We start from the raw sequence: 21,975 nt of genomic DNA on the forward strand, positions 1-21,975 counted from the left end.
AGTAAGGAGAGAAGGTGTATGCATACAAGGAGATGAATAAGATGATTAACAATACAATTCCAAGTTTTTTTCAGCTTTTTGACAACAATCATATAGGATTGGACGACTTAAACAATTATTATGATAAACACCCAGAAGCATTCGAAGAGTATTTTAAGTTTCACTGTCCGAAAACGGAAGAACGTCTTTCTAATGCGATTGAAAAGTATCCAGTAAAACTAGAAGACATTCTTATCATTTCGGAAACTTTACCATCTATTATTCAAGAAGTAATTGAGCGCTATCGTACTCAATTTGGCTTTGAAGTAAATGTAACATTTCATTTATTTGTTGGTGGATTTGGTTCCAATGCATTTGTGGAAAGGGAAATTATTGGAGATATATTTTTTGCGGCAGAGAAATTATCTTCTGAAAGGGAGCATCTCCGTGTTATCGTTGCTCATGAGATCGGACATATATATCATAATGTGGTGTTACAAGAGAATGGGATGGATTGGACAAAGGCTGAATGGACTGATCCGGCGGTAAGTTTATATCGTGAAGGGGTCGCGACCTATTTATCACAACAAATAGTTAAAGGTTTACGTGAGTCCGTTTACTATTCATATAGTAGTGATGGTGATCCATCGTTACAATGTTATAAAGAAAATGAAGAGCACATTAAGAAACGTTTTTTACAAGATTATGTTAAAGGATGGACAGATGAAAAAGAGAAAGAATGGTTCCGTCTATCAGGAGGGGACCATTTCGGATACAATCGCTTAGGTTATTTTTTAGGCACATCGTATATGGAGTATATCGTGCATACTCTCGGGGAAGGCGAAGCACTTACTTTTTGGAGCAAAAATAATTTGAAGGGTAGTGTAATGGAATGGTTGCAAAAGTGAATATGCTGAAGAGGGGTGCTGAAAATGATGAAAGTATATATGAAAGTGCTTATATTGTTCCTAACCTTAACGTGTGTAGCGGCTTTAACCGCGTGTAATAAGGCTGAGGAAAAGAAACAAACTAATTCAACATCAGAAAATAGTACAGAAAAAAAGAGCGATACGTCAGATACGAGTAAAAAGAATGAGGACACTGCTTCGGAAAAAGAGAAAGAACCTGTGGAAAAACCCAAAGGCCAAGATTCAGCAAAACCGTCAACAAATTCTAATTCGAAAAATACAGCGCTTAATCAAAAATCAATTAACCATATTAAAGATTTATTTGAACAAGCGAAAGAAGGTAAAGTGCCTAATGTTCCTTATGCAGCACATACAGGTGATATTGAAGAAATTGAGAAGGCATGGGGGAAAGCGGATAAGACTGAGACAGCAGGAAACGGGATGTATGCGACTTTTACAAATAAAAATGTTGCGTTTGGATTTAATAAAGGATCACAAGTCTTTGACGTTCGCTCTTATCATTCAGAACTCAAATCGATTACGTTACAGGAAATTGAAAAGGCTTTAGGAAAACCAGCATCTGTTAAAGTAAACGGTAATGACAAAATAAACGTCTATAAAGTAAATAATCAGTTCGAGTTGAAATTTGTTATTCCGAAATCGACTGGTAAAGTAGATCATATTTCTGTATTTTCACCGGAAGATAGTATTAATAAAATGGCAGGTTAAATGAAAGAGCTGTTCCTATAGGGACAGCTCTTTTACTTTGTTCCTTTCTAACGATTGAACAAAAAATGCTTGAATGATGCCGCCGATTATTAATAAGAAGGCGCAAATATAAAATAGTGTACTGCCGTTTAAGTTACTTAATAACAATGCTCCTATTAGAGGGCCACAAGTTCTTGAAATATCCCAATGTATACCGTATATAGAAAAGTACAATCCACGTCTATGACTTGGAGCCATTTGTGCAACGAATCGTAGTAAATGATTTAAAGCAATACTTTCCCCAATTACTAAGAAGAGTAATGTAAAGAATAATGACCATATTGTTGTGGAATAACCGTAGCCAATCGCAGCGATAGTAAAGCAAGTATAAGAAATAACAATGATTTTAGGCATAGAAAATCTTTCAGACCATTTCACAAGGGAAATTTGGAGAAACACTTCCATGACAGCTTTACAAGTTGAGATAAATACGAGTACGAATAGAAAATTTGGAAATACACTTTCGGCGAATATACGATAATTTGATTCTGTTTGAGCGTAGAAAAAACTAATAGGTAGAGTAGAAACCATAAGTCCAAACACAGCGTAATGTTTCGAAATGAAATGTTTTGGTGAGTATACTTCTTTAGTTTTATTAACGTTTTTTATGAATGGAGCTGTTTCAGGAAGTTGTGTCCATACGACCACGGCATAAAGAGTAAGAGTCACACCTTGTGCAATAAATAAGTACGCAGGATGACTATTATAGAAAAATGCGCCGATTAATGGGCCAATTACAGAGCCGATTGCTCCCATCGTTTGCAAAACAGCAAATATTTCTGCCTGTTGTTTTTCCTTTGTTAAGTCAGCGATTTGAGCGCGTTGTGCCGGAATATACAAAGAGCGGCCAATACCATTTAAGACGTACAATAAGGCGAAAAATGCGACTGATTCAGCAAAAACGAATCCGCTTACGGCGAAAGCTTGTAAAAGTAATCCGAGTAACATGATTTTCTTTCGTCCGAATTTATCTGTTACACCTCCAGCGATTAATGTAAACACAATGTCAGCGAGTGGCTGTAATCCGAAAAGAAGCATCGTAACTATGACATTACCATTTAAAGCTTTATTAACATGAACAATAAAAATGATAGCTAGCATTGATTCAGTCGTCCGAATTAATAATTCACCTAACAATCGAATGAGAATGGGCTTATTATAACGTTTTATAAGTTGATGCATTTCTATTTCCTCCTTTCTATATTGAAATGATAAGATGGAATATAGAAATGAAAAAGGGTAGAATGAAAGAGGAAGATTTTTCATCTTTTAGGGGGCGTTTTATGACTATTTTGGAGCAATATATGAACCTATGGCTCCAGTATGGAAAAGGGAGATCAGAGGGCGAGAAATTAGAAATAACAATACAAACTGTATCTGAAACATTATTTTGTACAGAGAGAAATAGTAAACTAATTATAAAAAAATTAGAAGAATTAAATTGGATTTTATGGTTTCCAGGCCGCGGAAGAGGGAATCGTTCGAAGTTATCCTTTCAAAAGCATCCACTTTCTTTAATTTTGGAAAGAGGAAAAGAAATAACGAAACAAGGAGACGTAAAAAGTGGGATCGCATTTATTGAGCGATATAGCTCGTATTTCCCATCACTTCTAACGCAATTTCAAACTTGGATTGATTCGATATTTGGTTATCAAGTTGAAAGGACATCACAGGGGAGAAGAGATGTACTACGTTTGCAAGTTCAAATGAATCTAGACATTGCATTAGATCCTGTATACGCCACGATGCGTTCGGAATGTCATATGGTAAAACATATATACGACACGTTAGTGTATGTAGACGGAAATACAAACAGTGTAGAACCAAGACTTGCGTTTTATTGGGAATATGATGATCAGAAACATATTTGGACCTTTTACTTACGAAAAGGCGTTCAATTTCATAATAGAAAAGAACTAACCGCTTATGATGTTGAACATACATTTAAGCGATTTATGAAAGCGAAAAACAACCCGCATGCTTGGATGTTACAGCACGTTGAAAGTTTACATATTCTAGATGACTCCATTGTGCAGGTTCGTTTATCTACTGATAACAAGTTGTTTTTACATGCTTTAAGTGCAGAACAATGTTCTATTGTAAGTGAAGATGAAGATGGAAAGTTACTCGGTACTGGACCGTTTCGGTTATGTGAAAATAATGAGGATGTATTCGTATTAGAAGCAAATGATTTTTATTTTCGCGAGCGGCCATTTCTCGATCGAATTGAATTATGGAATGTAGAGAGCAGAGTGAATACGTACGATATATTAGCGAAAGCACGTTATAAAAATATAGAAAAGCATTATAAAGAACTATCTAGACTTGAGTCGAATGTAACATACGTTACGTTAAATACTGCAAAAGAGGGACCTATGCGAGATATGCAGTTCCGGAAAGCTTTATATAATATTATCCATGGCAAGGCGATTATTGAAGAATTACAGGGAGCGCGCGGCGAAATAGCAGAAGAATTAGTACTAACAAAGAGCGGTACAATACATACAAATGAGGATATACATACACTTATTAAAGATAGTTCATACCGTAATGAAACGCTACGTCTATATACATTTACAGGACAAGATCATGTTGAAGACTCAAATTGGATACAAAAAGAATGTACGAAATACGGAATTAAAATTGATATTGAGTTTCTTGAAACAGAAGAGTTGTTGAAAATAAGTACGATACAAAAGGCTGATATTATGCATGATAGCGCGACAATTAGCGAGCGTATTGAAGAGAGTTTACTATATATGTTTCTTACAAAAAATAGCTTTATTCATCAGCATAGCAATATAAACTTTAACGAAGTATTGCAGCCTTATTTTATAGAGAATCAATTAGATAAACGGGTGACACTGTTACGTGATATTGAGGACACATTGTTACGTCAAATTCATATCATTCTTTTATATCGTAACAAACAGCAAGTAAGTTCACATGAAAAAATACAAAATATAATAATTAATTCACAAGGTTGGATTGATTTTTATGAAATATGGTTTAAACCTTGATGTATAAAGGTTCTTACGCATGTTTTATGAGGTGTGTAAGAGCCTTTTTTGTATGTAAGACAGGTTTGTTTTACACATGGTTACGCTACTTGTGATAAAAGTCTATTTACGGCGTAACAGTGTTATGTTACATTGTTATAAGGAAGGAGTGACATACAGTTGAGTACAGATTTAATTTCAAAAAAAGATTTATTAGAACTAACTGGTATTTCATACGGACAGTTATATAGGTGGAAGAGAAAAAATTTAATACCGGAAGATTGGTTTGTAAGGAAATCAACGTTCACAGGTCAGGAAACATTTTTTCCAAAAGAAAAGATATTAGAACGTATTGATAAAATCCAAACGATGAAAGAGGATTTATCACTTGATGAATTGGCAAATATGTTCTCACCGAGCGTAACAGAGGTTCTTTTAACGAAGGATGATGTCGTACGTAAGGGCATTGCTTCAGAGCCAGTTTTACAATTTTTCATTGAGCAAACGAACAAAGCTGCAGATTTTCAATTTGTAGATATTCTTTATGTATATATGTTAGAAGAACTTCTTCAATCAGGAGATATTAGCTTAGAAGAAGGGAAAATGGTCTTACAAGTTTTACGTGAAAATTATGAAACGATTAAGCATAAAAATTGTGATTTAGTTATCATTCGGAAGTTAGGGATTTCTACATGCTTCTTAGTATCAAACGTGGAAGACTTAATTTTTGAAAAAGGAACAAAGATTGTTTTACGTGTTGCAATTATGAATTATACAGAAGCATTAAAAACAAAACTGTTGTAGTGGAGGAGAAATAATGCGTACAGAAAATTTAATTATAAACGGTTACGGTTCATCGAATGGCGGCGAGTTTCATAAAGTACAACTAAATGGAAAAGGAACTGTTAATGGAAACGTTGAATGTGACCAATTCGAATGTAATGGTTATGGTACTGTTACTGGTGATTTGAAAAGTAGTAATGCAAGAATTAGTGGATCAGGTAAAGTTGAGGGTACAGTTAGTGCAGATATGATGCGAATCGATGGGAAAGCGACAATTACACAAGATGTAAAGGCGAACACTTTGAAAATTGCAGGAAAAGGAACAATAGGTGGAAATGTAACCGGTGAAGAATTTAAAATCAATGGCCAAGCGACGATTGATGGTAATTGTGAAGTAGATACTTTTTCTTCAGAGGGACAATTTACAGTTGGTGGATTATTAAGCGCAGATGAAATTAATATAAATATTCACGGCACATGTAGAGCGAAAGAAATTGGTGGTCAAACCATTAAAGTAAAACATAGATTGAGTGCTTTTAGTCGACTATTTAAAACAGTATTTGGCTTACAGTTAGAAGCTGAACTGCTTGAAGGTGACAATATCGATATTGATTATGCTCACATAAAAACGGTAAGAGGAAACAATGTTACAGTAGGACCGAACTGTGAGATTGAACTGATTGAATATACTGGGGTTCTTAATGTTGATCAAAGCGCAAATGTAAAAGAAATTAAGCAGGTTTAAAGGAAGGGAGAAATCAGTATGGAACATCAACATAGCCTTACAGTAAATGGTTCTGGCAATTCAGCGGGGGGAGAATATAACAAAGTAAAGATACGTGGCGAAGGAACAATCTCTAACAATATGAGTTGTAATGAGTTTAAGACATACGGGACGAGTGATGTACGTGGAAATATGAAAGCTAAACATTATGTCGTGTATGGAGATAGTGAAGTGCAAGGCAATGTAGAAGCGGAATATGTAAAAATATATGGTAATACACAAATACATGGTGATGGTCATATTCAAAAAACAAAAGTTAGAGGTATGATTGAAGTTAAAGGGAAGTTTTCAGGTGATTTCGTAGATGTGAAAGGCGCTTTAAATGTGAAGGGAGATATAGAGGTAGAAAAATTATTACTAACTGGTGGTCTTGAAAGTGATGGTTTGCTTAATGCTGAAAATATTGAAATCTCACTACGTTATGAAGGAAGTAAAGTGAGAGAAATCGGTGGGAAAAAGATTACAGTACGTAAAAAAGCGAGATTTATTCCTTTTACAAGTCATGCCGGAAACCTTCAAACATCAATTATTGAAGGAGATGATATTTATTTAGAACATACAATAGCAGACGTAGTAAGAGGAAATCATGTTATAATTGGTCCTGGCTGTGAAATTAGTGTTGTAGAATATCATACTAGTTTTAACCAGAAAGGGAAATCAGTCGTAAAAGAACATAAACAAATATAAGTAGTATGAGGGAGAGCAAGAGATATGGTTGAGAAGAATAATAAACTCGGCTTCGTTGTTGCCGGTTTATTGCTGGGCATCTTAATGGCATCAATGGATAATACCATTGTCGTAACAGCAATGGGAACGATTGTTGGTGACTTAGGAGGTCTTGAAAACTTTGTATGGGTTGTTTCTGCCTATATGGTTGCAGAAATGGCAGGTATGCCGATTTTCGGTAAGCTATCAGATATGTATGGCAGAAAGAGATTCTTTATTTTCGGTTTAATCGTCTTTATGATTGGCTCGGCACTTTGTGGAACTGCTGAAAATATTACACAGTTAGGTATTTATCGTGCCATTCAAGGTATTGGCGGCGGGGCACTAGTGCCGATCGCATTTACTATCGTTTTTGATATTTTCCCACCTGAAAAGCGCGGGAAAATGGGTGGATTATTCGGAGCAGTATTTGGTTTGTCAAGTATCTTTGGGCCATTACTTGGTGCATATATTACGGATTACATTAGTTGGCACTGGGTGTTCTATATTAACTTACCACTTGGAATTTTAGCACTTATTTTTATTACATTATTCTATAAAGAGTCACGAGTTCATAGAAAGCAAAAGATTGATTGGTTCGGCGCAATTACTTTAGTTGGTGCAGTAGTTTGTTTAATGTTTGCGCTAGAATTAGGCGGGCAAAAGTATGATTGGGATTCTAGCTTTATTTTAAGTTTATTTGCTGGGTTTGCTATTTTAATAATTGGATTTATTTTTATTGAACGAACAGTAGAAGAGCCAATCATTTCATTTGAAATGTTTAAACAACGTCTGTTTGGAATGAGTACAATTATTGCATTATTTTATGGAGCGGCATTTATGTCAGCAACTGTGTACATTCCGTTATTTATTCAAGGTGTATACGGTGGCACCGCAACAAACTCAGGATTATTATTATTACCAATGATGTTAGGTTCAGTCGTAACAGCGCAGCTAGGTGGATTTTTAACATCGAAACTTAGCTACCGTAATATCATGATTATTTCTGCTGTAATTATGCTAATCGGATTATTCTTATTAAGCACGTTAACACCAGAAACAAGTCGTGTACTATTAACTGTGTATATGATTATTATCGGTTTCGGAGTAGGTTTCTCATTCTCTGTACTAAGTATGGCTGCTATCCACAACTTCGGTATGGAGCAGCGCGGGTCTGCGACTTCAACGAGTAACTTCATTCGTTCATTAGGTATGACACTTGGTATTACAATCTTTGGAATGATTCAAAGAACTGGTTTCCAGGATCAATTAGAAGAGGCATTTAAAGGTATGAGCGGGGGAATGAATACAAATGCTTTGGGAGATTCAAGAGCTATTCTATCAGAATCTGCAAGATCTCAAATTCCACCGCAAATATTAGATAAAATTATTGAAGCTCTTTCTAGTTCAGTCGTTCATACATTTATGTGGGCGTTAGTCCCAGCAGGTTTAGCGTTCGTATTCATTTTCTTTATGGGAAATGAGCGCATGGTATATAAGAAAGAGCAAAACAAGATAAACAGTGAAACATCAAAAGCATAAAGAAAAAGCTCCTTTCAATTTGGAAAGGAGCTTTTTCGTATGTACGAATTAACCTTCAATAATTTCGTATTCTTCGTCTGCTAATAATAAAATTTGTGTTTTCTTACCTTTATTTTGAACTTCGATTACATCATATGTACCTAAGTCTCTTAGCTTGCTTTGAGAAGCGTTAACCATAACTTCCATAGAATCAATTAAGATATCTTCTTCAATGTATGATTCAGGCAATGCCATATCTTCAGTAGCTAATACACATTCATATAGATTTTGTAAGTTTTCAGCCGTTGGGTTTTGTTCCTCAACATCAATAATGTTTTTTACTGCTTCCATATTTTCTTCTTTTGCTTGGTATACTTTAATTTTAGCCATTGTTTTAATCTCCTTTATAACGTAATCGTAGAGGCTACAATTGATTCAACTAATCATAAGAGCGAGATAAAGTCCCTCTCTAATAGAAGTTTCACTTTATTATAACGCTTTTTTATAAAAAGATGAAATTGTTATGTGTACTTATATAGAAAAATATATATTCTTCACATATTTCGTTCATTATTTGCGAATAATCATGTATTCACTTTAAAAATGAAGCGGAAGTATTGAATGTAGGATGAATTAAAAGCAGTTATTAACTAGGTATAGCATCATTTCAATGTAAGTAGATGTTATAATGAGTTTGTATTTGCGTATGATTTATAATTACTTGATTTTTTAATGAAGTACAAAACTTCTGTTAAAAAGGAATCATTCTTTTCAAATTTGGATGATTAACGTGTATTCAAGCGGAAAATTGATTTTCAAAGAAAGAAGGAAAGTAAATGATATATGAATCAAATATACATACAAGAAAAAAATTAGTTTCTATGTTCGAGGATTTTAATAATGTTGTTCTACTTTCTTATTTACAAGGACATATGGGCACCGCTTGGGTGAACAATCTCGAAAATCCGACAGTAGCGCAAATTACAGTGGGGATTTTCACATTTTATGGCGGAGATCCAACCGCGGTAGAAACAGAAGAGTTATTACGTAACATTCCTGAAAGAATTTTAGTAATTGTAAATAGTGATGAGTGGAAAAATCGTTTAGAAGCATTTCATGAAAGAAAAATAGATAAGTTTTTACGGTATAAATTCAAACGAAATATAGAATTGTTAAATCGTACAAAATTAAAATCATTTATAACGGTACTTCCAAATGGATATGAATTAAGAAAAATAGATAAGTATATTGCAAATAACCCTACATTACACAAAGTTTCTGAAGATTTTACAAGTCAATTTAGTTCAATAGATGATTATGTAAATCGAGGTGTAGGTTATAGTATTTTGTATAATGGGGAAGTCGTATGCGGTGCATCATCATATAGTATTTATGATGATGGTATCGAAATCGAAGTTGCTACTGACCCGAATCATAGAAGAAAGGGATTGGCGACTGTAGTTAGTGCGGCATTAATATTGGATTGTTTAGAAAATGGAAAATATCCAAACTGGGACGCAGCGAATAATACGTCTGCCAAACTAGCAGAAAAGCTAGGATATGTTTTTGATAAGGCGTATGATACTTATTTTGTGAATACTAGGTGAATGAAGGCGAAGTTGTACGAATTGTACAACTTAAAAAATTTAAAGGGAACGAATGAAAATGAAAATGTTTGCCATAGAATGGTTAATAACTCCTATTGAAAAATTGGAGAATAATATAACTAGTTAAATGATGAGGAGATTTCACAATCTATTGACTAAAAAACCGGCTTTTTAAGTCGGTTTTTATTTTTAACAGATTTGGCGTATATGTTGTTTGAATAAAGAAGCTAATTAAATAGCATAGATAATTACTTGTTATAATGTGAGGTGTAATACAAAGTACATTAACTCCTTTTTTACAAAACTCACAACTTAAATAGTAATACATGTTTATCATAAGTTTCTAAACACCAATTATATTTTTTTAGAATAATTGGATGGACAACTTCTTGAGTATTATCAACTTCAGTAAAGCCGTATTTTTTATAAAAGCTTTCTAGTTCCTTAAAAGGAAGACAATACACATTTTGTATTTGTAATTTTTTTGCAGTTTGTACTAAAAATGAAACAAGTTCCCCAGCTAATTGTAGACCTCTAAATTCAGGGAGAATAAAAATCCCTCCCATTTCAATAGTATCTTCATCTATTCGGACTAATCGACCGACACCTGCATACTCATCGTTGTATGTAATAATTGCAACTTTATCTCGCTTTAAATCACTCGGTACAAATCCTATTGATTCGTATTGGATATTAATCCATTCTAAATCATTAGATGTAGCTAGTTGAATCCCCATAATCGTTCCTCCTTTAGACAAAAACTAATATTCTCATTATATATATTACGAGGCAAATTGTAATTCATATATGGCATAATAATTAGTGGGAATAAGTGAAAACGAAATCATTTTTATAAATAGTTAAAGTTTTGAAGAAGAGTGCATACAATATAAAGTACTTTCCCTTTCTTCATTCTTGTTTTACGTATATAATTTAAAAGTAATATTTTTATTTTATTTTTTTATATATTTATAACAGAATAGAGGTTTAAAAATGGGCGTTAAAATCATTACGGATAGTGCGGCGGATTTACCGGAAGAATTGCTGCAAGCATATGATATAGATTTAATTCCACTCCGTGTATATGATGAAGCAGAAACAGAGTATTTAGATGGGGTTACATTAAAGTCAGTTACATTATTGCAAAAAATGAGAGAAGGCGCTGCTTACAGAACATCATTGCCTTCACTTGAAACATTCCAAGAAAAGTTTGTTTCCTATGCAAAAGAAGGTAACCCTTGTATATATTTAGCCTTTTCATCTGAATTGTCTGGTACATATCAATCGTCAGTTGTTATTAAAGAAGAAGTGAAAGAAACATATGCTGATTTAGATTTAGATTTAGAAATTATCGATACAAAATGTGCTTCACTCGGTCAAGGTCTTGTCGTATTAGAAGCTGCTAAAATGGCAAAAGAAGGCGCATCAAAAGAAGAAATCTTAAACCGTGTCGCTTTTCTAATGGAGCATATGGAGCACATCTTCACTGTAGCTGACTTGCAGTACCTTGTTAGAGGTGGACGTTTAAGTAAAGTAGCCGGTTTCATCGGTGGTTTATTAAACATTAAGCCGATTTTAAATGTGGAAGAAGGAAAACTTGTACCACTTGAAAAGGTAAGAGGAAAAAAGAAAGTATTAAGCCGAATTGTTGATATTATGGAAGAGCGTGGAAAAGACCTTAAAGGTCAAACAATTGGTATGACACACGGTGATGATCTAGAAACAGCTGAATCATTAAAAACGTTAATTACAGAAAGATTTGGCTGTGAAGTATTTATCGTTAATACAATTGGTGCAGCAATTGGTGCGCATACAGGACCTGGTGTTATAACATTATTTTTCTTAAATAAAGTAGAGTAAAGGATTGATCTTTTGATCAATCCTTTTTTCTTTAAATAAAATATAGAATAGATAGAATCGTTTTAATACCGAACTCGTTAGGGATTGTTACATATATAGTCGGTACTGCGGCCGGAATTAAGTTAATAAAGAATAGGTTAGGTAAAATTTTTTCTATAATAGCTTTTATATGTTGTGTAGCGGTTTATCCCTTTATTGGAGGGGTCATACTTATTCCAATACTTGTAGCTTTAGCGTCTTTATGCTATTTACATTTCATAAAAGGTAGACTTGTAAATGGGAGGGAGCAGAATAAGGAATGTTAAAATGCATTCGTTTAAGTTTCAATATTTAGATATATCTAAATATTGAAGATTCATATATAATTATGGAGGGATTAAATTGTTGTAACTATTTGTAAAAATAGGAGGCTATTAAAATGAATATGCTTATACAAGCTCCAACTAACTGGGATTTATGCAGGCTATATTCTAATGAACAAGATATTATGTTTTCTATAGAACAGTTAAAAATAGAATATAAGACAACAAAAGACTCAGTAATCCTTTCACAACTTATACAGGCTATCGAAAAAGCAGAGTATTACTTATATTGCCGTGCTGCTGAAGATGAGAAGCATCCTGAAGACACTTTACTAAGTGTAAAAGTAAATCAATTAAAGAAAGAAGTTCAACTATTAATAGAATCTAGTAAGGGACAAAGTGTTAATGCAAATCATTCGAGTATTAAGCTAATAGAAAATGAATTAAAAGCTTGGGAAGATATGTATGTACAATTAAGAAATAAGATAGAAGTAATACACGATAAAGAGACTTTATCATTTGGACAAGCAAATTACGTTGCGATGAATAGTGATGATCATAATGAAAGAGTAATAGTATTTAATTCTCTTACAAATGCTTTGAATAAGGAAAAAGATATCTTTGCTACTGTATTGAATCAAATAGGAAGATTACGTCATGCTAAATGTGATGAAATGGAAGGGACAGAGATTTTAAAACAATCACTACAAGCAAATTGCATCTCTGAAACTACATTATCCCAAATGTGGAATGCAACGGAACAAAATCTTACGAAGCTAGTAATTGCGTTAAACGGTTATAAAAAAGGAAAGGATTCAATTACATGGCACGGGCTAATGACATGGAAAGAAAGTAATGAGACTGCTATTCCTTTTTCAGTAGCAGTAAAAAACATATATGATGCACTAAAAAATATAGATGAAGAATTGGCACAGTTCGCACAGAATGCAATAGCGAATGGTTGGATCGATGCTGAACCGAGAGATAATAAACCGCCGGGTGGATTTTGTGCTCCTTTTTTCAGTGAAAAAGAATCTCGCATTTCACTTCGTTATGATGGAACAATTGATAGTGTAAGAGTACTTGCTCACGAACTAGGTCACGCTTGGCATTTTTATAATATGAGTTTTGAACAGTCTACTTCATTTTTAGATGATTATTTGCCAATGAGTACAGCTGAATCAGCGTCTACTTTCTTTGAAACAGTAGTATTAAATTATTTAATTCAAACAACAGAGTGTATAGATGTGAAAAAATCATTACTTAGCTGGAAAATAAGAAATAGTTTTAATTATGTTATGGCAATTCGAGCATCATTTCAGTTTGAGAAGAAGTTTTATGAAGAATGCAAGGAAGGTCCTTTAAGTGCTGATGAAATTGAGAAATTATCTATATTGGTACAAAAAGAAGCATACGGAAATGCATTAAGCGAATATCAGCCGTTTGTTTGGATGAAATACATTCATTTTTATATAGCAGACGTTCCTTTTTACAATTATCCATACACATTTGGGTATTTAGCGAGTTTTAGTTTAATTGAAATAGCATTGGAAAATAAAAATGCATTTCATTTGAGGTATAAAGAGTTTTTACGAGAAACAGGAAAGGCCCCAGTTGAAGAACTGATGAAAAAATATTTTGATATTGATCTAACAGATTATGAATTTTGGAATAAAGCTTTTATGCAAATTCATAAAGATATTGATGAATATTTGGAGCTTGTATAATGAGTGTTTTTTTGAAAGGCTATTTTCTCGAAAGTGATAAAGGGACAAGGTGAATTATCCATCGCAAATCACGAAAATACGGCATTAACAATGAACAAATCAGCGTTATCGTCGCCCATGACAGAAATGGTAACATCCTCTCCAAAGTAGCTGGCAGAGGGCGGATTACTGCTGAGGAAATTGACCAGGCTTTAAGTGTATGCTTAGATTCTGACATTGTTCTCTGCACAGACGCAGCTTCTAATTACAAGCTGTTCGCCAAGGAGAAAGACATTCCGTATGAAATTCTTAACTGGAATAAAGGCGTACTGGTCAAAAAAGGCATCTACCACATTCAAATAGTCCTTGAATCTTGCAAAAAAGCAGTATTCTCACAAGTACGTTCATTTAAGTCAGCATGATAGGCTTGCAAAAAAAACATTTACTTACTAAACTGACGAGCAATAATACGCTAGTCCCAAGCATTACATGGTATTAATTGGTCGGAATTAGATCATAGGAAAGGCAGGGATAGGTATGATATTATGGTTTCGAAATTTACCACAGTTAAGTCTGGATTTGTCGGAATGGGAACCTTTCATTCAAAATACTTGGTTTCGAAAGCATTATATGAAGTTTGTTTACCTATTAACGGTTACTTTTTTTCTAGCACCAAATTGGTTTGGGGTAAGTTTCAATCATATGACAAAACTCCCCCTTATTTTAATCATTTTTTTTGTTTTTTTAATACACGAAGCCCTTCATATTCTTGTAATAAACAATAAAGGTGATATTAGCTTAACGTTCAGAGGACTATATTTTTGGCTCAATACAAGTGCAATTCTTTCTAAAAAGAGATTTTGGGTCTTTATGAGCTTACCTTTTATCGTATTATCGGTAATCCCAGCTATTATTTCGTTCTTTGTATCTGGTGATATCAAATCGCTCATTTTACTTATTAGCTGGATAAATTTGATAATCTCCGCCTCCGATATTGTTAATTCATTTTTAATCCTAATTAAACCAAATAAATCTGTATTTTGCAGAGGCTACTGCCGAGTAAAATCATAATCCAGCAGATTAACAAGTTCGACCTCACCAATTAATGACAGGATTGTTCAGGCCATTCAAATGTTTGGTATATGGAGAGTACTTGGTGAATTCATACCGATATGGATGAACATAGTATACCACCGATGCGTTTTGCAGAAGAAATGATTTGGTTAGCTGAAAATTATGGGGAACTACATAATATGCTAGCATACTTATGAATAAAAAAAGGGGACTACATACATGAACAGAATCGGTATTATCGGAGCAATGCAAATTGAAATAGACTTACTTTTAGAAAAACTACATTTAAAAGAGGAACATACTATTGCCGGAATGCCTTTTTATAAAGGAAAGTTCATGGATACAGAAGTTATTATTACTCGATGTGGCGTAGGAAAGGTAAATGCAGCGGCATGTACACAAATATTAATTAATAAATTTGATGTGGATTCTATCATTAATATAGGTGTTGCGGGTGGATTGCATCCTGATGTGAAAGTTGGCGATTTAGTTATTTCTACAAATGTTACGCATCATGATGTTAGTAAAAATCAAATGAAGAATTTATTTCCATTTCAAGAATCGTTTACTGCAAGTAAAGAATTAAGAGAGTTAGCACGAGAAGCTTGTAATAGTAGTAGTTTAAACATTTCTGCACATGAAGGAAGAATTGTCAGCGGAGAATGCTTCGTTGAGGATTCAATATTAAAGATTAAACTTATCAAAGAGTATGCACCACATTGTACTGAAATGGAAGGGGCAGCAATTGGGCATGTCGCTCATATAAATAACATACCATTTCTCGTTATGAGAAGTATTTCTGATAGTGCAGATGATGAGGCGCAAGTTTCATATGATGATTTCGCGAAAACGGCCGCGAATTATTGTTCAGAAATTATTGTTGAGATGCTTAAAAATAAATCGAGTAAAACTATTTTGTAGTTCAAAAGTAAAGAATGGGAGAGATTGAAATGTTACAAGCACTAATTTTTGATATGGATGGAACTTTATTTCAAACAGATAAAATTTTAGAATTATCACTAGATGATACATTTAATCATTTACGTTCGCTACAATTATGGGATGCGGAAACGCCTATTGATAAATACCGTGAAATTATGGGTGTTCCTTTACCTAAAGTTTGGGAAGCGTTACTACCCCATCATACTAATGAAGTAAGAAAACAAACGGATGCTTATTTTTTAGAAAGGCTAATTGAAAACATAAAGAGTGGGAAAGGCGCTTTATATCCGAATGTAAAGGAAGTTTTTAGTTTTATAAAAGAAAATAACTGTTCCATTTACATTGCTAGTAACGGTTTAACAGAATATTTACAAGCAATTGTATCTTATTATGATTTAGACCAATGGGTTACGGAAACGTTTAGTATTGAACAAATACAGTCGCTTAATAAAGGTGACTTAGTTAAAAACATTTTGAAAAAATATGATATAAAAGAGGCAGCGGTAGTTGGAGATCGTTTATCTGATATTAACGCTGCAAAAGATAATGGTTTAATTGCGATTGGATGTAAGTTTGATTTTGCACAAGAAGATGAGCTTGCTCATGCGGATTTAGTAATAGATGATTTAATGGAGTTGAAGGGGATAGTACTAGAGATAGAGAATGTCTAAGAAAATAATTAAATAATAGAACCAGCAAATCAATGCTCAGAATAATACATTTTTGAGCATTTTTATTTGTTATAAGAAATGTATATTTATTTTTTAAAACTATTATATAGAAAAGTAGGTGCGAATATGGAAGGTATAAAATATCACTTAGAATTTGAAAGTATATGCAAAAATTCTTTTCTTGGGGAGATGTTAAATGTTCCTAAATCTATATGTGGTGGGCTTTTGCATCGAATGTACGCCATTGAAACAACAAAAGGAAAGTATGCACTAAAACTATTAAACCCTCAAATAATGCTTAGACCCACGGCGATACAAAACTATATTAATTCAGAAAAGATAGCTAATCTCGTATCTAAAAGGGTACCAGCTCTCCCGGCTAAAATAATCAAAGGTAATTCTTTACAAAAAATAAACAATCAGTCTTATCTTATATTTAATTGGATGGAAGGCGAAAGGCTAAAAGACGATGAAATAAATAATGTCCACTGTGAAAAGATAGGTGAAATTCTTGCGGAAATACATAAAACGGATTTTTCGGAGTTAGATATAGCTAATGATGTGTTCGATAATGACCAATTAATTGATTGGAATTATTATTTGCTAAGGGGTAAAGAAGAACATTTAGAATGGGTTGAGTTACTCGTAAAAAACTTTGAAAGCCTTAAAAAGTGGAATGAATCAGCAATTGAAGCATTCGAAATACTTTCAACATCAAAGGTAATAAGTCATAGAGACTTAGATCCTAAAAATGTAATGTGGAATAAAAATAAACCAGTGCTTATTGATTGGGAATCAGCTGGTTATATAAATCCGATGCAAGATTTAATCGAAACCGCAATCTACTGGTCAAAAAATAAAAAAGGTGAACTTGATAAACAAAGGTTCTCCTCTTTTATAAGTGGTTATAAAAAGAAATATGGTGCAGTACACGCAAACTGGAAAATAGTATTAGCAACTGGCTTTTTAGGAAGGTTAGGGTGGCTTGAATATAATTTAAGGCGTTCACTAAGGATCGAATGTACAGATGAAGAAGAACAAAGATTAGGAACGATCCAAGTAACAGAAACAATATATGAAATTAATTTCTATGCAGATACAATTGCTAAAGTAGTGACTTGGTCAAATAATGAGAAAGGGAACTCTAAGACAATTTCGATAGAAAGAGTAGGTGATTAAGCTGGAAGATCCACAAATTAAGAAAATTGAAGATTTGCTAAAATATAAGATCAATCACCTTGTCCAAGAAAGTAAGGAAGAAGGATTTAATTTCCTAATAAAATTAATAAATGAATATGAAAGTGAAAGAAATACGTTTAGCAAAACGGGTGAATGTTTATATGGCATTTTTCGAGGTGATACGTTAATTGGAATCGGGGGATTAAATCAAGATCCATATACGAAAGATAATAAGATTGGTCGATTAAGGAGGTTTTATATTTTAAAAGATTATCGGCGGAAAGGATTAGGAAAAATACTGTTAGAGAGAATCATAAGCAATGCAAAAATTTATTTTAATATTGTTGTCTTACGTACAGATACAGAACAGGGGGACCGGTTTTATACTTTGAATGGATTTGTAAAAGGAGCAATGTATGTAGGAACGAGCCATTATCTAAACTTAGATAAAAAGATGTAGTGAATTATTATTTGCCCTTCTAGGGAACGTTCGTTCTGTTCTGTGCGGATTTATGGTATGATTTATTTAAATCTATTATTAGAATGGGGAATTAGATGATGGGAGAAAATAAAATTATTAATGATTTCAAAGAATATTCAATTTGGATAAATACATTGAAAGATATGAAAGAAGAATTGTGGATGACACCAATATCTGAGGGGAAATGGACTGTTGGTGAGATCGTATCTCATATTAAGAGCTGGGATGAATACCTTTTACGCGAGACATTATCATCAGTGAGAGATGAGCAGGGAATGGAGTTCCCTGACTTTGATACATATAATAAAATAGCATCTCATTATGCAAAATCGGGCATATCTATGATAAAACTTATTGAAGAAGCACAAGCTAAAAGAGAGTTACTCGTAAAAGAACTTAGCTTACTGCCTACTGGAAAGTTAAAGAAACCTCTAACTGCCAATGGAGTATCTTATTGTCCACATACCGGAATATCGTATTCTCTTATATATATTATTAAAGAATTTGTAGATCACGATAACCATCACAAAAGGCAGATTATTAATTTTTTAAATGAAAATCATATTAACAAATCAACTTGTTAACTGATAAAAAAAGATCCCACGAATGATACTTGTGGGATCTTTCTTTAATTACTTATAGTTTAACACTCATTTGTTTTAATAAAACTTTCGGATCACCTTTTACATAATAAAAATGCGGATTATTCTCATCATCGTAAAGCATAATGTAAGGTTTTTCGTTAAGTGGGAGAAGGATGAGTACTTCATCGATTGTTGTATGTAGCCATTGATTTGTAATAGGAACAGGTTTCGATAACGGGATTTTTATCATATGACCATCTTTCGGAACGACATTTAAGTTTTTAAATGGACCAGTAATTGATTTTGCAAATTGAATTGCTTCTTTTTGGATAGCCACATCTAAAGATTGTTTTTGAACTACCATTTCTTTTTTGCAATCAAATACTTCAATTTGTTTATTTGTATTTGCGAACGCATTTGTTGATAATAAAAAGAAGAGAAGAGTAATGACTCCTATTTTTTTGAACATAAAACAACACCTCACACTTACTATACCCTCAATTGTTGTAAATATTTTTCTGTCACATTGATGTAACAAAGAAATTGTATGATAGGAGATCATATAGTAACTATTGGTTTCAAGGTAACGGAGGAAAGAGAATGAAAGTATTGATCGCAGATGATGAACAAGATATGCTGAAGATTTTAAAAGCGTATTTTGAAAAAGAAGGCTTCGAAGTTTTATTAGCGAAGGATGGAGAGGAAGCACTTCAAATATTTTATGATGAGAAAATTGACTTAGCTATTTTAGACTGGATGATGCCGAAAAGTAGCGGTATTACTGTCTGTCAGGAAATAAAAAAGAATTCGAGTGTAAAAGTATTAATGCTTACTGCGAAAAGTGAAAGTGAAGATGAATTAGCAGCACTTCAAAGTGGGGCAGATGAGTATGTAAAAAAACCATTTCATCCAGGAGTGCTAATAACGCGAGCGAAAAAGCTTGTACAACATGATGATGTGATTCAAGTTCAAGATTTAAAAATTGATTTCACCAAAAATAAAGTATATAAAAATGAGAAAGAATTAGACATTACAAAGACAGAATTACAATTAATAAAATGCTTTTTAAATCATAAAGGAACGATTTTAACGCGGAAAAAGTTGTTAGATATCGTCTGGGGATTTGATTATTTTGGAGAAGAGCGAACAGTTGATACGCATGTAAGAAGATTGCGTAAAAAAATTGGAGAAAATATAATAAAGACCCATCGTGGTTTAGGATATAGTTTGGAGGAAGAGTGTGAATAAGCTTGGAAAAAAGTTATTTTTCAGTATTTCTTTAACAGTCATCCTTATTTTTTCGATTTCTTTATTATTGATTAACTATTTTTTGCCAAAATATAATATATACAAAACACGTGAAAGTTTAGATGGAATTGCAGCACAAATACAGTCGATACCGAGGGAACAACTTGATGACGCTATTCATAGTATTGAAAGCGAAGATAATGTTACGATTGCGTACACATCAATAAATAATTCGGAAGATGATATTAATGATGAATTACGTCTGCAACTCACAAGAAAGAGAGTTGTACTAAATAAACTTTGGATTACAAAAGAAGAAATTACGAAAGTGAAGAACGTTGGGCAATCAAATAAGATTTATGATCAAGAGAAGATAAAATCTAGTTTTTTTGCGAAATACATTGCGAAAGATGATATGTTGATTTTAGTAGGAGTTTCTATCGCACATTCCAATGAAGTGATAAAAACACTTAACTCATTTTATCTATACATTTTAGGCTTTTCGATCTTACTTATTATTGTACTCGTTTGGATTCTTTCAAAAACAATCACTACACCACTGAAAGAATTGAGTGATGTCGCAGGAGATATTTCACGTTTGAAATTTAAACGGACGAAAGTTAAAACGAATGATGAAATAGGTGATTTAGCAAATAGTATTAACATTATGAGTGATAAATTACATGAAGCACATAAAGATTTAACAGATCGAAATGACCACTTAAAACGATTTATGGGCGATGTAACTCATGAATTAAAAACACCAATCGCATTAGTAAAAGCATATTCTATGGGAATAAAAGACGGTTTAGATGATGGCACATATGTTGATACAATTATTAAACAAACAGATCAAATTTCAAATTTAATTGAAGAACTGTTACGATTTTCCAAACTAGAAAGAGATGTTTTGCAAAAAGAAGAATTCCCTATTGAATCATTAGTTCAAAGCATAGTAGATAAGCATAAGATTGAACTGGAATCGAAAGGAATCCATATGCAGGTGGACTTTAACACTGATAATTCGATTGTTTATGCTGATATAAATAAAATGAGAATGGTCTTTCAAAATTTAATTTCTAATGCTATAAAATATTCAACGAATCAAAATATTAAAATTATATTAGAAGAGAAAAATGACGTTGTGTATTTTCAAGTTCAAAATGGAATTGATACTGAGGGAATTAAAGATATAGATAAAATTTGGGAGCCTTTTTACGTATTAGAATCTTCTCGTAGTAAAGAAAAATCAGGGACAGGATTAGGGCTAGCGATTGTAAAAAGTATATTAGAAAGACATGGTTTTGAATACGGAGTTTCGGTAGAAGATGGGGAAATACAATTTTATATGTATATAGATAGGAACTAATTGTTGTTAGTTTCTTTTCTATTATCTAAAAAGATTCGAATGTTCTACAAATTTCTCAACTGTTTATATAAAATGTAAGCTGAATTTTCTGTAATTTTAACGTGTAGTAAGAGAAGGATTATAAGGGGAGGGAAGGACATGAAGAAAAAGAATTTAGCAATTACGCTGTCGACTATATTATCTTTAACAAGTACTATATGTTCTTTCGGGATTTCTCCTATTCGGCCTTACATATATAACTTCCGCAATTTACGCGGGTTCATTAGAAATTTTGGATAGAACAAGCGGGAAATTCTTTACTGCATTTTATGAAATTCATGATACAACTTTATCGATAATTTCAATTTGTTTTATACTAGTGGGAATGTACTATATATATATATAAAAGTGTAGTGAAAAACAGTCAGCCTTTCATGTACTATACATGAAAGGCTGACTGTTTTTATGTATTTAAGGAGTCTTTTAGAAGAATTGCAGTTTTCAGATTGATAGTTAAAAATGTAAA

General features: G+C 33.0%; 22 protein-coding genes and 3 pseudogenes. 21 read left to right on the forward strand and 4 right to left on the reverse strand.

Annotation, left to right across the window (positions count from 1 at the left end):
- Positions 1-41 precede the first annotated feature (41 nt).
- Both ACTFQM_RS01350 and ACTFQM_RS01355 read left to right on the forward strand, forming a co-directional pair.
- Positions 42-887, forward strand: coding sequence for an aminopeptidase (locus tag ACTFQM_RS01350; protein ID WP_440033189.1), 846 nt, complete (start codon positions 42-44; stop codon positions 885-887).
- Positions 888-911: 24 nt separating this feature from the next.
- A complete protein-coding gene (locus tag ACTFQM_RS01355; RefSeq protein WP_440033190.1) occupies positions 912-1,616 on the forward strand; it encodes a YjgB family protein in 705 nt (234 codons plus the stop codon).
- Between the two features lie 15 nt (positions 1,617-1,631).
- On the opposite strand, the gene ACTFQM_RS01360 is transcribed toward ACTFQM_RS01355, so the two are convergent.
- A complete protein-coding gene (locus ACTFQM_RS01360) occupies positions 1,632-2,837 on the reverse strand; it encodes an MDR family MFS transporter (protein WP_440033191.1) in 1,206 nt (401 codons plus the stop codon).
- 62 nt (positions 2,838-2,899) lie between these two features.
- On the opposite strand from ACTFQM_RS01360, the gene ACTFQM_RS01365 reads away from it, so the two are divergent.
- The 5 genes from ACTFQM_RS01365 (at position 2,900) to ACTFQM_RS01385 (ending at position 8,468) form a co-directional block, all read left to right on the forward strand.
- Entirely contained in the window at positions 2,900-4,675 is a 1,776-nt protein-coding gene (locus tag ACTFQM_RS01365) for an ABC transporter substrate-binding protein (RefSeq protein WP_440034364.1), read from the forward strand.
- Between the two features lie 159 nt (positions 4,676-4,834).
- A complete protein-coding gene (locus tag ACTFQM_RS01370; RefSeq protein WP_440033192.1) occupies positions 4,835-5,458 on the forward strand; it encodes a YhbD family protein in 624 nt (207 codons plus the stop codon).
- Positions 5,459-5,471: 13 nt separating this feature from the next.
- A complete protein-coding gene (locus ACTFQM_RS01375; protein WP_002172355.1) occupies positions 5,472-6,182 on the forward strand; it encodes a bactofilin family protein in 711 nt (236 codons plus the stop codon).
- A gap of 18 nt (positions 6,183-6,200) precedes the next feature.
- Complete coding sequence (locus ACTFQM_RS01380) at positions 6,201-6,908, forward strand: hypothetical protein (RefSeq protein WP_002172354.1); 708 nt, start codon at positions 6,201-6,203, stop codon at positions 6,906-6,908.
- Between the two features lie 24 nt (positions 6,909-6,932).
- The gene (locus tag ACTFQM_RS01385; protein WP_440033193.1) at positions 6,933-8,468 is read left to right on the forward strand and encodes an MDR family MFS transporter; all 1,536 of its coding nucleotides are present in this window, start codon (positions 6,933-6,935) and stop codon (positions 8,466-8,468) included.
- Positions 8,469-8,516: 48 nt separating this feature from the next.
- Here ACTFQM_RS01385 and ACTFQM_RS01390 read toward each other — a convergent pair whose 3' ends face one another.
- Positions 8,517-8,837 carry a hypothetical protein gene (locus tag ACTFQM_RS01390; RefSeq protein WP_001062736.1) on the reverse strand — a complete coding sequence of 107 codons (321 nt, stop codon included), beginning with the start codon at positions 8,835-8,837 and terminating at the stop codon, positions 8,517-8,519.
- 446 nt (positions 8,838-9,283) lie between these two features.
- On the opposite strand from ACTFQM_RS01390, the gene ACTFQM_RS01395 reads away from it, so the two are divergent.
- Positions 9,284-10,054 carry a GNAT family N-acetyltransferase gene (locus tag ACTFQM_RS01395; protein WP_440033194.1) on the forward strand — a complete coding sequence of 257 codons (771 nt, stop codon included), beginning with the start codon at positions 9,284-9,286 and terminating at the stop codon, positions 10,052-10,054.
- A gap of 305 nt (positions 10,055-10,359) precedes the next feature.
- Here the strand turns inward: ACTFQM_RS01395 and ACTFQM_RS01400 are convergent, their stop codons facing one another.
- Positions 10,360-10,791 carry a GNAT family N-acetyltransferase gene (locus ACTFQM_RS01400; RefSeq protein ID WP_002172351.1) on the reverse strand — a complete coding sequence of 144 codons (432 nt, stop codon included), beginning with the start codon at positions 10,789-10,791 and terminating at the stop codon, positions 10,360-10,362.
- 256 nt (positions 10,792-11,047) lie between these two features.
- On the opposite strand from ACTFQM_RS01400, the gene ACTFQM_RS01405 reads away from it, so the two are divergent.
- From ACTFQM_RS01405 to ACTFQM_RS01450, 10 genes and pseudogenes are all read left to right on the forward strand, one after another.
- Positions 11,048-11,914: a DegV family protein gene (locus ACTFQM_RS01405; RefSeq protein ID WP_440033195.1), complete on the forward strand. Its 867-nt coding sequence runs from the start codon at positions 11,048-11,050 to the stop codon at positions 11,912-11,914.
- A gap of 47 nt (positions 11,915-11,961) precedes the next feature.
- Positions 11,962-12,219 (forward strand): annotated as a pseudogene (locus tag ACTFQM_RS01410) (APC family permease); the annotation flags it as partial.
- A gap of 113 nt (positions 12,220-12,332) precedes the next feature.
- Entirely contained in the window at positions 12,333-13,943 is a 1,611-nt protein-coding gene (locus ACTFQM_RS01415) for a M3 family metallopeptidase (RefSeq protein ID WP_440033196.1), read from the forward strand.
- Positions 13,944-14,453: 510 nt separating this feature from the next.
- On the forward strand, positions 14,454-14,993 hold the full coding sequence (locus ACTFQM_RS01420; RefSeq protein ID WP_440034365.1) for a DUF3267 domain-containing protein: 540 nt from the start codon (positions 14,454-14,456) through the stop codon (positions 14,991-14,993).
- A 42-nt stretch (positions 14,994-15,035) separates the two neighbouring features.
- Positions 15,036-15,193, forward strand: a pseudogene (locus ACTFQM_RS01425) (homoserine kinase); the annotation flags it as partial.
- A gap of 22 nt (positions 15,194-15,215) precedes the next feature.
- On the forward strand, positions 15,216-15,917 hold the full coding sequence (locus ACTFQM_RS01430) for a 5'-methylthioadenosine/adenosylhomocysteine nucleosidase (protein WP_440033197.1): 702 nt from the start codon (positions 15,216-15,218) through the stop codon (positions 15,915-15,917).
- A gap of 29 nt (positions 15,918-15,946) precedes the next feature.
- Positions 15,947-16,609: an HAD family hydrolase gene (locus ACTFQM_RS01435; protein ID WP_440033198.1), complete on the forward strand. Its 663-nt coding sequence runs from the start codon at positions 15,947-15,949 to the stop codon at positions 16,607-16,609.
- A 126-nt stretch (positions 16,610-16,735) separates the two neighbouring features.
- Complete coding sequence (locus tag ACTFQM_RS01440; protein WP_440033199.1) at positions 16,736-17,788, forward strand: phosphotransferase; 1,053 nt, start codon at positions 16,736-16,738, stop codon at positions 17,786-17,788.
- A gap of 34 nt (positions 17,789-17,822) precedes the next feature.
- Positions 17,823-18,248 (forward strand): GNAT family N-acetyltransferase, encoded by a 426-nt coding sequence (locus ACTFQM_RS01445; protein WP_440034366.1) that lies wholly within the window; start codon positions 17,823-17,825, stop codon positions 18,246-18,248.
- Between the two features lie 98 nt (positions 18,249-18,346).
- Positions 18,347-18,853 carry a DinB family protein gene (locus tag ACTFQM_RS01450; protein ID WP_440034367.1) on the forward strand — a complete coding sequence of 169 codons (507 nt, stop codon included), beginning with the start codon at positions 18,347-18,349 and terminating at the stop codon, positions 18,851-18,853.
- Between the two features lie 52 nt (positions 18,854-18,905).
- Here the strand turns inward: ACTFQM_RS01450 and ACTFQM_RS01455 are convergent, their stop codons facing one another.
- Positions 18,906-19,322, reverse strand: coding sequence for a hypothetical protein (locus ACTFQM_RS01455; protein WP_440033200.1), 417 nt, complete (start codon positions 19,320-19,322; stop codon positions 18,906-18,908).
- 131 nt (positions 19,323-19,453) lie between these two features.
- Between ACTFQM_RS01455 and ACTFQM_RS01460 the strand changes: the two genes are divergently transcribed.
- From ACTFQM_RS01460 to ACTFQM_RS01470, 3 genes and pseudogenes are all read left to right on the forward strand, one after another.
- Positions 19,454-20,101 (forward strand): response regulator transcription factor, encoded by a 648-nt coding sequence (locus tag ACTFQM_RS01460; protein ID WP_025150900.1) that lies wholly within the window; start codon positions 19,454-19,456, stop codon positions 20,099-20,101.
- Positions 20,094-21,470, forward strand: a complete 1,377-nt coding sequence (locus ACTFQM_RS01465) for a sensor histidine kinase (protein WP_440033201.1) — start codon at positions 20,094-20,096, stop codon at positions 21,468-21,470. The genes ACTFQM_RS01460 and ACTFQM_RS01465 overlap by 8 nt, the downstream gene beginning before the upstream one ends.
- A gap of 190 nt (positions 21,471-21,660) precedes the next feature.
- Positions 21,661-21,855, forward strand: a pseudogene (locus ACTFQM_RS01470) (hypothetical protein); the annotation flags it as partial.
- Positions 21,856-21,975 lie beyond the last annotated feature (120 nt).

This window comes from Bacillus cereus group sp. MYBK30-2 (genome assembly GCF_051915945.1).
Taxonomy (GTDB): domain Bacteria; phylum Bacillota; class Bacilli; order Bacillales; family Bacillaceae_G; genus Bacillus_A; species Bacillus_A paramycoides.

Bases quoted from the DNA above. Each gene is read 5' to 3' on its own strand.
- ACTFQM_RS01405 (WP_440033195.1), top strand. From the start codon at position 11,048: ATGGGCGTTAAAATCATTACGGATAGTGCGGCGGATTTACCGGAAGAA.
- ACTFQM_RS01435 (WP_440033198.1), top strand. From the start codon at position 15,947: ATGTTACAAGCACTAATTTTTGATATGGATGGAACTTTATTTCAAACA.
- ACTFQM_RS01360 (WP_440033191.1), bottom strand. From the start codon at position 2,837: ATGCATCAACTTATAAAACGTTATAATAAGCCCATTCTCATTCGATTG.
- ACTFQM_RS01380 (WP_002172354.1), top strand. From the start codon at position 6,201: ATGGAACATCAACATAGCCTTACAGTAAATGGTTCTGGCAATTCAGCG.
- ACTFQM_RS01400 (WP_002172351.1), bottom strand. From the start codon at position 10,791: ATGGGGATTCAACTAGCTACATCTAATGATTTAGAATGGATTAATATC.
- ACTFQM_RS01415 (WP_440033196.1), top strand. From the start codon at position 12,333: ATGAATATGCTTATACAAGCTCCAACTAACTGGGATTTATGCAGGCTA.
- ACTFQM_RS01455 (WP_440033200.1), bottom strand. From the start codon at position 19,322: ATGTTCAAAAAAATAGGAGTCATTACTCTTCTCTTCTTTTTATTATCA.
- ACTFQM_RS01355 (WP_440033190.1), top strand. From the start codon at position 912: ATGATGAAAGTATATATGAAAGTGCTTATATTGTTCCTAACCTTAACG.
- ACTFQM_RS01350 (WP_440033189.1), top strand. From the start codon at position 42: ATGATTAACAATACAATTCCAAGTTTTTTTCAGCTTTTTGACAACAAT.
- ACTFQM_RS01375 (WP_002172355.1), top strand. From the start codon at position 5,472: ATGCGTACAGAAAATTTAATTATAAACGGTTACGGTTCATCGAATGGC.
- ACTFQM_RS01440 (WP_440033199.1), top strand. From the start codon at position 16,736: ATGGAAGGTATAAAATATCACTTAGAATTTGAAAGTATATGCAAAAAT.
- ACTFQM_RS01430 (WP_440033197.1), top strand. From the start codon at position 15,216: ATGAACAGAATCGGTATTATCGGAGCAATGCAAATTGAAATAGACTTA.
- ACTFQM_RS01460 (WP_025150900.1), top strand. From the start codon at position 19,454: ATGAAAGTATTGATCGCAGATGATGAACAAGATATGCTGAAGATTTTA.
- ACTFQM_RS01395 (WP_440033194.1), top strand. From the start codon at position 9,284: ATGATATATGAATCAAATATACATACAAGAAAAAAATTAGTTTCTATG.
- ACTFQM_RS01385 (WP_440033193.1), top strand. From the start codon at position 6,933: ATGGTTGAGAAGAATAATAAACTCGGCTTCGTTGTTGCCGGTTTATTG.
- ACTFQM_RS01365 (WP_440034364.1), top strand. From the start codon at position 2,900: ATGAAAGAGGAAGATTTTTCATCTTTTAGGGGGCGTTTTATGACTATT.
- ACTFQM_RS01390 (WP_001062736.1), bottom strand. From the start codon at position 8,837: ATGGCTAAAATTAAAGTATACCAAGCAAAAGAAGAAAATATGGAAGCA.
- ACTFQM_RS01450 (WP_440034367.1), top strand. From the start codon at position 18,347: ATGGGAGAAAATAAAATTATTAATGATTTCAAAGAATATTCAATTTGG.